The sequence below is a fragment of the Cohnella faecalis genome (assembly GCF_003570905.1).
In the GTDB taxonomy this organism is placed as follows: Bacteria; Bacillota; Bacilli; order Paenibacillales; family Paenibacillaceae; genus Cohnella; species Cohnella faecalis.
On sequence record NZ_QXJM01000056.1, the window covers coordinates 1 to 14,346 of the forward strand.

The 14,346-nt window shown below is 58.8% G+C and carries 7 protein-coding genes and 5 pseudogenes; 4 read left to right on the top strand and 8 right to left on the bottom strand.

What is annotated here, in order from left to right:
- The 8 genes and pseudogenes from D3H35_RS28325 to D3H35_RS28350 form a co-directional block, all read right to left on the bottom strand.
- A partial coding sequence (locus D3H35_RS28325) for a glycoside hydrolase family 125 protein (RefSeq protein ID WP_119152453.1) occupies positions 1-325 on the bottom strand: 325 nt, incomplete at its 3' end.
- 180 nt (positions 326-505) lie between these two features.
- Positions 506-1,278, bottom strand: a pseudogene (locus D3H35_RS33180) (glycoside hydrolase family 38 C-terminal domain-containing protein).
- Positions 1,279-1,329: 51 nt separating this feature from the next.
- On the bottom strand, positions 1,330-2,319 hold the full coding sequence (locus tag D3H35_RS35410) for an alpha-mannosidase (protein ID WP_233568216.1): 990 nt from the start codon (positions 2,317-2,319) through the stop codon (positions 1,330-1,332).
- Positions 2,316-3,083: a glycoside hydrolase family 38 N-terminal domain-containing protein gene (locus tag D3H35_RS33195; RefSeq protein WP_233568217.1), complete on the bottom strand. Its 768-nt coding sequence runs from the start codon at positions 3,081-3,083 to the stop codon at positions 2,316-2,318. Before D3H35_RS33195 ends, D3H35_RS35410 begins: the two co-directional genes overlap by 4 nt.
- Entirely contained in the window at positions 2,996-3,676 is a 681-nt protein-coding gene (locus D3H35_RS33200; protein WP_233568218.1) for a hypothetical protein, read from the bottom strand. Before D3H35_RS33200 ends, D3H35_RS33195 begins: the two co-directional genes overlap by 88 nt.
- Positions 3,673-5,992 (bottom strand): annotated as a pseudogene (locus D3H35_RS28340) (glycoside hydrolase family 3 N-terminal domain-containing protein). The gene D3H35_RS33200 and the pseudogene D3H35_RS28340 overlap by 4 nt, the downstream one beginning before the upstream one ends.
- Positions 5,993-6,010: 18 nt before the next feature.
- A pseudogene (locus D3H35_RS28345) lies at positions 6,011-6,927 on the bottom strand (carbohydrate ABC transporter permease).
- An 18-nt stretch (positions 6,928-6,945) separates the two neighbouring features.
- A pseudogene (locus D3H35_RS28350) lies at positions 6,946-7,409 on the bottom strand (ABC transporter permease subunit); the annotation flags it as partial.
- Between the two features lie 37 nt (positions 7,410-7,446).
- On the opposite strand from D3H35_RS28350, the pseudogene D3H35_RS28355 reads away from it, so the two are divergent.
- The 4 genes and pseudogenes from D3H35_RS28355 to D3H35_RS28370 all read left to right on the top strand — a co-directional run.
- Positions 7,447-7,894 (top strand): annotated as a pseudogene (locus D3H35_RS28355) (ABC transporter permease subunit); the annotation flags it as partial.
- Between the two features lie 18 nt (positions 7,895-7,912).
- Positions 7,913-8,830: a carbohydrate ABC transporter permease gene (locus tag D3H35_RS28360; RefSeq protein WP_119152455.1), complete on the top strand. Its 918-nt coding sequence runs from the start codon at positions 7,913-7,915 to the stop codon at positions 8,828-8,830.
- An 18-nt stretch (positions 8,831-8,848) separates the two neighbouring features.
- Positions 8,849-11,170, top strand: coding sequence for a glycoside hydrolase family 3 N-terminal domain-containing protein (locus tag D3H35_RS28365; RefSeq protein WP_119152456.1), 2,322 nt, complete (start codon positions 8,849-8,851; stop codon positions 11,168-11,170).
- Positions 11,167-14,346 carry an alpha-mannosidase gene (locus D3H35_RS28370; protein WP_233568219.1) on the top strand — a complete coding sequence of 1,060 codons (3,180 nt, stop codon included), beginning with the start codon at positions 11,167-11,169 and terminating at the stop codon, positions 14,344-14,346. The genes D3H35_RS28365 and D3H35_RS28370 overlap by 4 nt, the downstream gene beginning before the upstream one ends.

Sequence of the window (14,346 nt, forward strand, 5' to 3'; positions counted from 1 at the left end):
GCGAGACCGGTTTCCTTCCAATACAAATAAGCAAGCCGGATGAGAAGCACATGGAATCGAGCTCGAACTTCCTTTCCCACACCCAAGGCCCCATGTCGGTGCGTCCGCTGCGTTCCAATGCCAAATCGTTGGCCGTTTCGTTAAACGCGTTGGCGTAAGGATCGATCAGAATGCAGGCCATGTGCCGCTTGATCAATCCGCCGATGATCCGCTGCAAGCCCCGGATCGCCGGCCGCAAGCGGAACGTAGTGAATGACCTGCTCGACCGAGTCCGAAGCCACATGGCGGGAATATCCCCGGTCAATACGAAGGTCGTGGCCGTCATCCATCAGCTTGGCGGCAGTCTCCAGCGTATTCGGAAACAGTTGCGAAAAAGTTCAGCAGCTCGGACGTCCGGCCAGGCGCTCTTCCGCTTCCGCCAATACGGCGCGGACGGAGTCCGGCAGCTCCGGAGGACGCAATGAAATTCGGGGCAAGCGGAATTTTTCCATCGCTCATACACTTCCTATCGAATCAATTTGATCGTCTTGATTTCATAAGGACGGAACGACAGCTCGAAGCCGCCGTCCCGAAGCGTCAGCTCCTCTGCGTCCTCTTCTTCCAGTTCCAATGCGCCCACCGCGACAACGCGGGACAACGGCTCCGGCAGCCGACGAAAATCCGCTCGCGTCCGCCCGACGATTCGTAAAAATCTTAAGAATCGTATCGTCTCCGTCCTCCGTCGCTTTGATCGTGTCGAGCACGACGTGCTCGCTTTCCAACCGCAGGAAGGAATGACGATCCGGCAACGAGCCTCCGAATGCTGCCCCGCCGCCGTTCGCGCCCTTGCCCGATACGCCGAGCCGGACTGCCGCCGACTGTTCAACTCGCGGCTTGCGCGCCACATGCGCCTCCGCCAGCCTCCGCCATGCGGATAGACCGAGTACACGAACTCGTGCCAGCCTTGATCCGCCGTAACGTCCGGCCATTTCGGCGCTCGCAGCAGCGACAGACGCATCGTGCCTTCCCGGATGTCGTACCCGTACTTGCAATCGTTCAGGAGCGCGACGCCGCAGCCGCTCTCCGACACGTCCGCCCACCGATGCCCGCACACCTCGTACTGCGCCTGCTCCCAGGACGTATTCCGGTGCGTCGGCCGCTCGATCGCTCCGAACGGAATTTCGTAAGCGGCTTTGTCTGTCGTCAAATCGAAGCCGAAAGCGGCTTTAAGCAGCTTGTGGGACCTCTCCAACGGACGCGCGTCCGGAAGTCGACCCGTTTCTCATGCCGATACAGCACGACATCCTGATAAACGGACGAACGTCCGAGCTTCCATTCGAAGCGAAGCAATCAAGCGCATTTCCCCGGGCTATTGCCTTCGCCGACACAAGCTCGGCCGCTTCGCCGGATTTTTCTCGTAATCCGGGTCGATATCCCACGCGTCCCACAGCGTCGGCTTGTCGTGGAATAGCTGGAGCTCGTTGCCCCGGCTTCCCGGCGCCAGCCATTCCGGTCTTCGGCCTTGTCGTACCAGCGAACAATAGTGCCCGTCCGGTCGAATTCGAGCACGTAAAATTCCGTCTCCCAGCGGTTAAGTTTGTCTTCGCCAGCCCATTCCAGCCCGACCGGCGCAACCGCTTCCGCAGCCCCGACAGGCTTCAGCCAGAAGGTCGCGTAGCCGAATGCAGGGATGGAAGACACTCTGACCGCCAACGCGTAAGCGCCGTCTTTCTCATCGATAGCCGGGAGTAAATCGCACGGCAGTGCGTTCCCGTCGCGATCGAAGGCGGCCATGCCGAGCAGCTCCGCGCCGCCCGAGATCGTAACGACTTCGTCCCGCATCCAGCCGAGGCTGTTGAACGCGTGATAGGGAATGCCTTCGCCCTCTGCCGAGATGACTTCGGCAAGCGCATCGATCCCTTGCTTCAACGCTCCGTCGCCAAGCTCGAACACTCGCTCGTATTCGTTGGCGGACGTCTCGTACACTTCCGTGATTGAGCTTCCAGGAATGATGTCGTGGAATTGATTAAGCAGCAGCAGCTTCCAGCCTTCCTCCAGCGACGACTTGAACGATGCGTGCTGCGAAGCTGCGGCGTACGGACGACCAAGCTCGTTCCACACTTCCGCGTCCCGGTACAGCAGCTCCGCTTTCCGGTTCCAGCTCTTGTTGCGGGCATGAGTCGTAAAGGTGCCGCGATGCAGCTCCAAATACAAATCGCCCCGCCATTCCGGCAAATCCGCGCGATCTTCTCCGACGCCTTCGAAAAACCCGATTGCCGTGCCGAACTCCGCTTGCGGAAGCCCCGGCATCAGATCGGGCCTTTGCGCATACTCGATCATCTCGCGGGTAACCCACCGCCTCCGTCTCCATGTCCGTACAGCAGCATTTGATCGGGATGACGGTCTTTTTGCCGATAAGAGTCCCAATGCTCCTGAATATCCGCAGGCGTCGTATGCTCGTTAAGCCCGTGGTTGAGGAAGGTTAGCACCTTCGTGCCGTCGATTCCTTTCCAATGGAACAAATCGTGCGGAAATGTATTGGTGTCGTTCCAGCCCAGCTTCGACGTCATGAAGTAGCGGATGCCCGCATGCTGCAAGATTTGCGGCAGAGACGCGCAATAGCCGAACGTATCGGGCAGCCACTCGACGGTCGTCCGCTTGCCGAACTCTTGCATATAAAATCGTTGGCCGTGCAGAAGCTGGCGCATAAGCGATTCGCCGGAAGGCAAATTCAAATCCGGCTCCACCCACATGCCGCCTACAAGCTCCCAGCGGCCTTCGGCTATGCGCTCCTTGATTCGTTCATAGAGCTCCGGGTAATGCTCCTTGGCGTAAGCGTAAAGCTGGGGCTGGCTTTGCGAATACAAAAACTCCGGATATTCGTCCATCAGCGTACAGACGGTCGAGAAGGTGCGCGACGTCTTGCGTACCGTCTCCCGAATCGGCCACAGCCAAGCTACGTCGATATGGGATTGGCCGACCATGCGCATCCTGCCGTACGGCTTGCGGTCCGGCGCTATATTCCGCACTTTCTCGCGCAACTCGCGTTCGGCTTCCTGCCAAAATGCGTCATCCGGCTCCGGTTCCCAGCCGCGACGTTCCACCGGTTCATCGCCTCTTGAATAGCTCGGCGAAGACTCCCCGCCAGCGGATCGCGCTCCGGCAGCCGCAGCAGCGCGTCCTTCGCCACCGTCAAGCTCCGTAGAAAGCTCTGCAGCGGCCGGTTCACGGCGACCAGAAGAGCGCGGATCGAATGAATAGGCTTGCGGATGACCGCTTGCTTGTTCAGCGGATCCTCCGGCTCGGGAATCGGATCGAACAGCTCGATTTCAAAGAAAGGACTGTCGCCGACCGTCCCCGGCAGAAGCGGAACGAACGTATGGTTGGAATCGAGTCCATGATAAGGCTTCCCGTTCACCCTCAGCAGCCCTTCGCCGCCGAATTCCACGATCAGTCCGACGGGATCGTCGCCGCATTCCGCCGGAATGTCGACTTTCAAGCTTAAGAAGTAGGTCGTTCCGGGCGAACCGGTCAAAAAGCGGGATGGGGCTCCTTTTTCGCTGTCTCCCTGAAACGTATAAACGCCCGGCTTAACGTATTCCGCCAGCCGAACCTCCCATTCCTTCAGCTCCCATACATGCCGCCATTGCCGGTCCGCCAAAGCGCCGAGCATGCGGTCAAGCGCCTGCTTGTTCATCGTCCGCCCCCCTCATCTTCCACAACGATTGTCGCGCTAAGGCCATCCGAATCGTCCGAATGCCGCGCCACCGTCAGTGTGAACGTCCCGGCTCCAGAACGAGCCGGTAATGTTGTCCCGTGAACATTAGATGCTCGCGCTCTATAATAAATTCCACCTCGCGGGCTTCCCCCGGCTCGAGCCAGATCTTATGAAATCCTTTCAATTCCTTCACCGGACGGGCGACCGAGGAGACGTCGTCCTTCACATACAATTGAACCGTCTCCGCCCGGCCGTCCCGCCGGCATTCGTCACCCGAACGCTAAGCCTCGCGCGGAACGCGCCGTCGTCCTCTTCCTTCCAGCTTCCGGCTTGCAAGTCGGAATAGACGAACTCCGTATAGCTGAGCCCGAAGCCGAACGGATAACGCGGCTTCAAATCCGTCTCGAGATAACGTTTGCCTCGCGAGCGCTTCCCGTTGTAATGGACCGGAAGCTGTCCCGTCTCCTTCGGAACGGACACGGTCAGCTTGCCGGAAGGATTCGCTTCGCCGAACAAAATGTCCGCGATGGCGCGTCCGCCCTCCTGCCCCGGATACCAAGCTTCCAGAATGGCGTCGGCATGCTCGTCCACCCACGGCTCCGCGATCGGCCGTCCGTTCACGTAGACGACGACAATCGGCTTGCCAAGCGCACGAATCGCCTGCATCAGCTCAAGCTGCACGCCGCTGAGCGATAGCCGGGTCCGGTCGACGCCTTCGCCGCAGTCCATGTCGCTCTCGGCATCTGCTCTGACGACGGATGCTCCGGTGCGCAAGTCGATCGTGCCTTCGCCAAAATCCCGGGCGCTGGAGCTGCCGAGCGCCAGCACGACAACGTCGGCTGCGTCGGCGCATTCAAGCGCCGATTCGAACCCATCGCGGTTGCCGCCCGTCACGCGGCAGCCGGGTGCGTAGCGAACCCGCTCCGGCCCAAGCTTCTCGCGAATTCCTTCCAGCAGCGTCGCAACTTTGCCGCGAGGCTGAGGAGACGTGTAGTCGCCCAACTGATTATAGACGTTGTCCGCATTCGGACCGATCATCGCGACCGTGCCGACCGTCCGGGAGTCGAACGGCAGCGTGCCAGCTTCGTTCTTAAGCAGCACCGTTCCTTCCCGGGCGATTTGGCGGGCAAGCTCCGCATGCTCGCGGCTGCCTACAACGAGCGCCGCCCGCTCTGGATCGACATATGGACGCTCGAACAAGCCAAGCCGGAACTTGACGCTCAGAATCCGTCCGACGGCTTCATTCAGCTCCGCCTCGGATAGTCGTCCGCCCTCCAGCTCGCCCGCCAAGTAATCGCCGAAAAACCGGCCGGACATCTCCATGTCGACGCCGGCTTTCAGTGCAAGCGCCGCCGCATGCCCTCCATCTTCCGCCACATCGTGGCCGGATGCGAGCATGTCGATAGCGCCGCAATCGGTAATGACGAAGCCGTCGAACCCCCATTGCTCCCGCAGCACCTCGCGCAGCAAATACGAGCTCGACGTGCAAGGCACGCCGTCGATTTCGTTGTACGCAGTCATGACGGACAATGCTCCGGCTTCGACCGCCTTCTTGAACGGATACAAGTCAACGTCATGAAGCTCGCGCATTCCCATGTGCGCCGGTCCCGCGTTGCGTCCGCCCTCTGAGAAGCCGTAACCGGCAAAATGCTTGAGCGTCGCCATAACGCTGTCCGTCCCGTCCGGGCTGTCGCCTTGCAAGCCTTCGACGGCGGCAACCGCGAACTCCCCGATCAAATACGGATCCTCCCCGAAGCATTCCTCCGTCCGCCCCCATCTCGGATCGCGAACGACGTCCAGCACCGGCGAATAAGTCGCGGCTCCGCCTTGCGCCCGCGTTTCCAAGGCGACTGCCCGGCACATGCGCCGGTACAGCTCCACGTTCCACGTGCTGCCGATAGCAAGCGGCACGGGAAACACGGTCGCCCCGATCGCCATATGGCCGTGAGAGCATTCCTCGCCGAACAGAATCGGAATGCCCAGCCGGGAATTCTCGATTGCATATTTCTGAATAACGTTAACAGCCTCCGCGCCCTGTCCGGGCGACAACCCCGTCTCGAGCGTTACTTCCGTCCAAGGATCGGCGCGCAACGTGCCGTATAGGGAGCCGATTCCGCGTCCGGCGATTTCCCGTCGGAACGATTCGGTAACTTCGACGCCGCCTTCTCCGTTCTTACGATAGGAATGCCAGCCGAATGGCTGGCATAGTTGTCCGATTTTCTCTTCCCGGGTCATCCGCCCGAGCAAATCCTCGACTCTCTCCTTAAGAGGAGCACTCGCGTTCCGATATTTCATTTTGCGCTGCCCCTTTCTTTATTCCTTGACTGCGCCGATCGTCAGCCCCTGGACGAAATACCGTTGGAAGAACGGATACGCGAGGACGATCGGTCCGGTTGCGAGGACGACCATCGCCATACGGGACGTGTCCTGCGGCATTTTTTGCAAGATGCCTGTATTGAGAGATGTGTTGGCGGAATTTTGCATAATGAATTGCATGCTCGTTTCGATCCGCATGAGCATCGATTGAAGCGGCACCAGACCCGGCTTGTCGATGTACAGCAGAGCGTTGAACCAGTCGTTCCAGTAGCCAGCGTACTGAACAGAGCGATAGTGGCAAGACCCGGAAGCGCCAGCGGCAAAACGAGCTTGTAGAACGTCTGGAATTCGCCCGCGCCGTCGATTTTGCCGGATTCGAGAATGGCCGTCGGTATCATCGTGCTGAAGAAAGTACGCATGATCATGATATAGAAAGCGTTAACCGCCAGCGGCAAAATAAGCGCCCAGACGGTATCCTTCAGATGAAGCAGTTGGGTAACGATGATGAACGTCGGCACCATCCCGCCGTTGAACAGCATCGTGAAAATGGCCAAAAAGCTGAAAAAGCGGCGGTACTTGAAGCTCTTCTGAAAAATCGCGTACGCATAAAGCGTGATGATGGCAAGGCTGATCACCGTTCCTACTACGGTAACGAATATCGTGACTCCGTAAGAGCGAAGGAGGGAGCCTCCCGTCTCGAACAAATAGCGGTAAGCCTCCACGCTCCATTGCTTCGGAATAATGCGGTATCCGTTGGTGGCGAGCGAGTTTTCGTCCGTAAAGGAAATAATGAGGACGAACAGGAACGGAAACACGCACACGAATGCGAACAAGGCGGCGACAACGTTCAGCGCGGCGTTCCACGCGGGAGTCACCTGTTGAAAATTACGCGTTTTGACTCTTGTATGGGACATAGCCGGCTCTCCTTTCCTTTAGAACAACGCATTATCCTTGTTGATGCGTCTGACTATATAATTGGACACGATCACTAGCGTAAAGCCGACGAAGGATGATATAATCGCCGCCGTGCTCATCCCGATCTCGCCCGTCGTTTTCAATCCCGGTAAACGTAAGTATCGATAACGTTGGTCATCGAGTACAGCATGCCGGAATTGCGCGGCACTTGATAGAACAGGCCGAAATCGGCGTAAAAGATTTTGCCTACCGCCAGCAGCGTCATGATCGTCATGACGGGAGCGAGCAATCGGCAGCGTAATGTTGCGAACCTGGCTCCACTTGCCCGCGCCGTCGATCATCGCGGCTTCGTAGAGCGAGCGGTCGATGCCCATGATAGCGGCCAAGTAGACGACGCTGTTGTAGCAACCATTTTCCACAAGAAGATGACTACGAGAATGACGAACCAATATCCCGGCTCGGAATACCAATTGATTCTTTCATGCGCAAGCCTTCCAACGTGCGATTGATAAGACCTTTGGTATTCCGAGCGGGATATGGTTCGTCATTCTCGTAGTCATCTTCTTGTGGAAAATGGTTGGCTACAACAGCGTCGTCTACTTGGCCGCTATCATGGGCATCGACCGCTCGCTCTACGAAGCCGCGATGATCGACGGCGCGGGCAAGTGAGCCAGGTTCGCAACATTACGCTGCCGATGCTCGCTCCCGTCATGAGGATCATGACGCTGCTGGCGGTAGGCAAAATCTTTTACGCCGATTTCGGCCTGTTCTATCAAGTGCCGCAATTCCGGCATGCTGTACTCGATGACAACGTTATCGATCTTACGTTTACCGGGGATTGAAAACGACGGGCGAGATCGGGATGAGCACGGCGGCCGGATTATATCAATCCTTCGTCGGCTTTACGCTAGTGATCGTGTCAATTATATAGTCAGACGCATCAACAAGGATAATGCGTTGTTCTAAAGGAAAGGAGAGCCGGCTATGTCCCATACAAGAGTCAAAACGCGTAATTTTCAACAGGTGACTCCCGCGTGGAACGCCGCGCTGAACGTTGTCGCCGCCTTGTTCGCATTCGTGTGCGTGTTTCCGTTCCTGTTCGTCCTCATTATTTCCTTTACGGACGAAAACTCGCTCGCCACCAACGGATACCGCATTATTCCGAAGCAATGGAGCGTGGAGGCTTACCGCTATTTGTTCGAGACGGGAGGCTCCCTCCTTCGCTCTTACGGAGTCACGATATTCGTTACCGTAGTAGGAACGGTGATCAGCCTTGCCATCATCACGCTTTATGCGTACGCGATTTTTCAGAAGAGCTTCAAGTACCGCCGCTTTTTCAGCTTTTTGGCCATTTTCACGATGCTGTTCAACGGCGGGATGGTGCCGACGTTCATCATCGTTACCCAACTGCTTCATCTGAAGGATACCGTCTGGGCGCTTATTTTGCCGCTGGCGGTTAACGCTTTCTATATCATGATCATGCGTACTTTCTTCAGCACGATGATACCGACGGCCATTCTCGAATCCGGCAAAATCGACGGCGCGGGCGAATTCCAGACGTTCTACAAGCTCGTTTTGCCGCTGGCGCTTCCGGGTCTTGCCACTATCGCTCTGTTCAGTACGCTGGGCTACTGGAACGACTGGTTCAACGCTCTGCTGTACATCGACAAGCCGGGTCTGGTGCCGCTTCAATCGATGCTCATGCGGATCGAAACGAGCATGCAATTCATTATGCAAAATTCCGCCAACACATCTCTCAATACAGGCATCTTGCAAAAAATGCCGCAGGACACGTCCCGTATGGCGATGGTCGTCCTCGCAACCGGACCGATCGTCCTCGCGTATCCGTTCTTCCAACGGTATTTCGTCCAGGGGCTGACGATCGGCGCAGTCAAGGAATAAAGAAAGGGGCAGCGCAAAATGAAATATCGGAACGCGAGTGCTCCTCTTAAGGAGAGAGTCGAGGATTTGCTCGGGCGGATGACCCGGGAAGAGAAAATCGGACAACTATGCCAGCCATTCGGCTGGCATTCCTATCGTAAGAACGGAGAAGGCGGCGTCGAAGTTACCGAATCGTTCCGACGGGAAATCGCCGGACGCGGAATCGGCTCCCTATACGGCACGTTGCGCGCCGATCCTTGGACGGAAGTAACGCTCGAGACGGGGTTGTCGCCCGGACAGGGCGCGGAGGCTGTTAACGTTATTCAGAAATATGCAATCGAGAATTCCCGGCTGGGCATTCCGATTCTGTTCGGCGAGGAATGCTCTCACGGCCATATGGCGATCGGGGCGACCGTGTTTCCCGTGCCGCTTGCTATCGGCAGCACGTGGAACGTGGAGCTGTACCGGCGCATGTGCCGGGCAGTCGCCTTGGAAACGCGGGCGCAAGGCGGAGCCGCGACTTATTCGCCGGTGCTGGACGTCGTTCGCGATCCGAGATGGGGGCGGACGGAGGAATGCTTCGGGGAGGATCCGTATTTGATCGGGGAGTTCGCGGTTGCCGCCGTCGAAGGCTTGCAAGGCGACAGCCCGGACGGGACGGACAGCGTTATGGCGACGCTCAAGCATTTTGCCGGTTACGGCTTCTCAGAGGGCGGACGCAACGCGGGACCGGCGCACATGGGAATGCGCGAGCTTCATGACGTTGACTTGTATCCGTTCAAGAAGGCGGTCGAAGCCGGAGCATTGTCCGTCATGACTGCGTACAACGAAATCGACGGCGTGCCTTGCACGTCGAGCTCGTATTTGCTGCGCGAGGTGCTGCGGGAGCAATGGGGGTTCGACGGCTTCGTCATTACCGATTGCGGCGCTATCGACATGCTCGCATCCGGCCACGATGTGGCGGAAGATGGAGGGCATGCGGCGGCGCTTGCACTGAAAGCCGGCGTCGACATGGAGATGTCCGGCCGGTTTTTCGGCGATTACTTGGCGGGCGAGCTGGAGGGCGGACGACTATCCGAGGCGGAGCTGAATGAAGCCGTCGGACGGATTCTGAGCGTCAAGTTCCGGCTTGGCTTGTTCGAGCGTCCATATGTCGATCCAGAGCGGGCGGCGCTCGTTGTAGGCAGCCGCGAGCATGCGGAGCTTGCCCGCCAAATCGCCCGGGAAGGAACGGTGCTGCTTAAGAACGAAGCTGGCACGCTGCCGTTCGACTCCCGGACGGTCGGCACGGTCGCGATGATCGGTCCGAATGCGGACAACGTCTATAATCAGTTGGGCGACTACACGTCTCCTCAGCCTCGCGGCAAAGTTGCGACGCTGCTGGAAGGAATTCGCGAGAAGCTTGGGCCGGAGCGGGTTCGCTACGCACCCGGCTGCCGCGTGACGGGCGGCAACCGCGATGGGTTCGAATCGGCGCTTGAATGCGCCGACGCAGCCGACGTTGTCGTGCTGGCGCTCGGCAGCTCCAGCGCCCGGGATTTTGGCGAAGGCACGATCGACTTGCGCACCGGAGCATCCGTCGTCAGAGCAGATGCCGAGAGCGACATGGACTGCGGCGAAGGCGTCGACCGGACCCGGCTATCGCTCAGCGGCGTGCAGCTTGAGCTGATGCAGGCGATTCGTGCGCTTGGCAAGCCGATTGTCGTCGTCTACGTGAACGGACGGCCGATCGCGGAGCCGTGGGTGGACGAGCATGCCGACGCCATTCTGGAAGCTTGGTATCCGGGGCAGGAGGGCGGACGCGCCATCGCGGACATTTTGTTCGGCGAAGCGAATCCTTCCGGCAAGCTGACCGTGTCCGTTCCGAAGGAGACGGGACAGCTTCCGGTCCATTACAACGGGAAGCGCTCGCGAGGCAAACGTTATCTCGAGACGGATTTGAAGCCGCGTTATCCGTTCGGCTTCGGGCTCAGCTATACGGAGTTCGTCTATTCCGACTTGCAAGCCGGAAGCTGGAAGGAAGAGGACGACGGCGCGTTCCGCGCGAGGCTTAGCGTTCGGGTGACGAATGCCGGCGGGACGGCCGGGGCGGAGACGGTTCAATTGTATGTGAAGGACGACGTCTCCTCGGTCGCCCGTCCGGTGAAGGAATTGAAAGGATTTCATAAGATCTGGCTCGAGCCGGGGGAAGCCCGCGAGGTGGAATTTATTATAGAGCGCGAGCATCTAATGTTCACGGGACAACATTACCGGCTCGTTCTGGAGCCGGGGACGTTCACACTGACGGTGGCGCGGCATTCGGACGATTCGGATGGCCTTAGCGCGACAATCGTTGTGGAAGATGAGGGGGGCGGACGATGAACAAGCAGGCGCTTGACCGCATGCTCGGCGCTTTGGCGGACCGGCAATGGCGGCATGTATGGGAGCTGAAGGAATGGGAGGTTCGGCTGGCGGAATACGTTAAGCCGGGCGTTTATACGTTTCAGGGAGACAGCGAAAAAGGAGCCCCATCCCGCTTTTTGACCGGTTCGCCCGGAACGACCTACTTCTTAAGCTTGAAAGTCGACATTCCGGCGGAATGCGGCGACGATCCCGTCGGACTGATCGTGGAATTCGGCGGCGAAGGGCTGCTGAGGGTGAACGGGAAGCCTTATCATGGACTCGATTCCAACCATACGTTCGTTCCGCTTCTGCCGGGGACGGTCGGCGACAGTCCTTTCTTTGAAATCGAGCTGTTCGATCCGATTCCCGAGCCGGAGGATCCGCTGAACAAGCAAGCGGTCATCCGCAAGCCTATTCATTCGATCCGCGCTCTTCTGGTCGCCGTGAACCGGCCGCTGCAGAGCTTTCTACGGAGCTTGACGGTGGCGAAGGACGCGCTGCTGCGGCTGCCGGAGCGCGATCCGCTGGCGGGGAGTCTTCGCCGAGCTATTCAAGAGGCGATGAACCGGGTGGAACGTCGCGGCTGGGAACCGGAGCCGGATGACGCATTTTGGCAGGAAGCCGAACGCGAGTTGCGCGAGAAAGTGCGGAATATAGCGCCGGACCGCAAGCCGTACGGCAGGATGCGCATGGTCGGCCAATCCCATATCGACGTAGCTTGGCTGTGGCCGATTCGGGAGACGGTACGCAAGACGTCGCGCACCTTCTCGACCGTCTGTACGCTGATGGACGAATATCCGGAGTTTTTGTATTCGCAAAGCCAGCCCCAGCTTTACGCTTACGCCAAGGAGCATTACCCGGAGCTCTATGAACGAATCAAGGAGCGCATAGCCGAAGGCCGCTGGGAGCTTGTAGGCGGCATGTGGGTGGAGCCGGATTTGAATTTGCCTTCCGGCGAATCGCTTATGCGCCAGCTTCTGCACGGCCAACGATTTTATATGCAAGAGTTCGGCAAGCGGACGACCGTCGAGTGGCTGCCCGATACGTTCGGCTATTGCGCGTCTCTGCCGCAAATCTTGCAGCATGCGGGCATCCGCTACTTCATGACGTCGAAGCTGGGCTGGAACGACACCAATACATTTCCGCACGATTTGTTCCATTGGAAAGGAATCGACGGCACGAAGGTGCTAACCTTCCTCAACCACGGGCTTAACGAGCATACGACGCCTGCGGATATTCAGGAGCATTGGGACTCTTATCGGCAAAAAGACCGTCATCCCGATCAAATGCTGCTGTACGGACATGGAGACGGAGGCGGTGGGGTTACCCGCGAGATGATCGAGTATGCGCAAAGGCCCGATCTGATGCCGGGGCTTCCGCAAGCGGAGTTCGGCACGGCAATCGGGTTTTTCGAAGGCGTCGGAGAAGATCGCGCGGATTTGCCGGAATGGCGGGGCGATTTGTATTTGGAGCTGCATCGCGGCACCTTTACGACTCATGCCCGCAACAAGAGCTGGAACCGGAAAGCGGAGCTGCTGTACCGGGACGCGGAAGTGTGGAACGAGCTTGGTCGTCCGTACGCCGCAGCTTCGCAGCACGCATCGTTCAAGTCGTCGCTGGAGGAAGGCTGGAAGCTGCTGCTGCTTAATCAATTCCACGACATCATTCCTGGAAGCTCAATCACGGAAGTGTACGAGACGTCCGCCAACGAATACGAGCGAGTGTTCGAGCTTGGCGACGGAGCGTTGAAGCAAGGGATCGATGCGCTTGCCGAAGTCATCTCGGCAGAGGGCGAAGGCATTCCCTATCACGCGTTCAACAGCCTCGGCTGGATGCGGGACGAAGTCGTTACGATCTCGGGCGGCGCGGAGCTGCTCGGCATGGCCGCCTTCGATCGCGACGGGAACGCACTGCCGTGCGATTTACTCCCGGCTATCGATGAGAAAGACGGCGCTTACGCGTTGGCGGTCAGAGTGTCTTCCATCCCTGCATTCGGCTACGCGACCTTCTGGCTGAAGCCTGTCGGGGCTGCGGAAGCGGTTGCGCCGGTCGGGCTGGAATGGGCTGGCGAAGACAAACTTAACCGCTGGGAGACGGAATTTTACGTGCTCGAATTCGACCGGACGGGCACTATTGTTCGCTGGTACGACAAGGCCGAAGACCGGGAATGGCTGGCGCCGGGAAGCCGGGGCAACGAGCTCCAGCTATTCCACGACAAGCCGACGCTGTGGGACGCGTGGGATATCGACCCGGATTACGAGAAAAATCCGGCGGAAGCGGCCGAGCTTGTGTCGGCGAAGGCAATAGCCCGGGGAAATGCGCTTGATTTGCTTCGCTTCGAATGGAAGCTCGGACGTTCGTCCGTTTATCAGGATGTCGTGCTGTATCGGCATGAGAAACGGGTCGACTTCCGGACGCGCGTCCGTTGGGAGGAATCCCACAAGCTGCTTAAAGCCGCTTTCGGCTTCGATTTGACGACAGACAAAGCCGCTTACGAAATTCCGTTCGGAGCGATCGAGCGGCCGACGCACCGGAATACGTCCTGGGAGCAGGCGCAGTACGAGGTGTGCGGGCATCGGTGGGCGGACGTGTCGGAGAGCGGCTGCGGCGTCGCGCTCCTGAACGATTGCAAGTACGGGTACGACATCCGGGAAGGCACGATGCGTCTGTCGCTGCTGCGAGCGCCGAAATGGCCGGACGTTACGGCGGATCAAGGCTGGCACGAGTTCGTGTACTCGGTCTATCCGCATGGCGGAGGCTGGCGGGAGGCGCATGTGGCGCGCAAGGCCGCCGAGTTGAACAGTCCGGCGGCAGTCCGGCTCGGCGTATCGGGCAAGGGCGCGAACGGCGGCGGGGCAGCATTCGGAGGCTCGTTGCCGGATCGTCATTCCTTCCTGCGGTTGGAAAGCGAGCACGTCGTGCTCGACACGATCAAAGCGACGGAGGACGGAGACGATACGATTCTAAGATTTTACGAATCGTCGGGCGGACGCGAGCGGATTTTCGTCGGCTGGCCGGAGCCGTTGTCCCGCGTTGTCGCGGTGGGCGCATTGGAACTGGAAGAAGAGGACGCAGAGGAGCTGACGCTTCGGGACGGCGGCTTCGAGCTGTCGTTCCGTCCTTATGAAATCAAGACGATCAAATTGATTCGATAG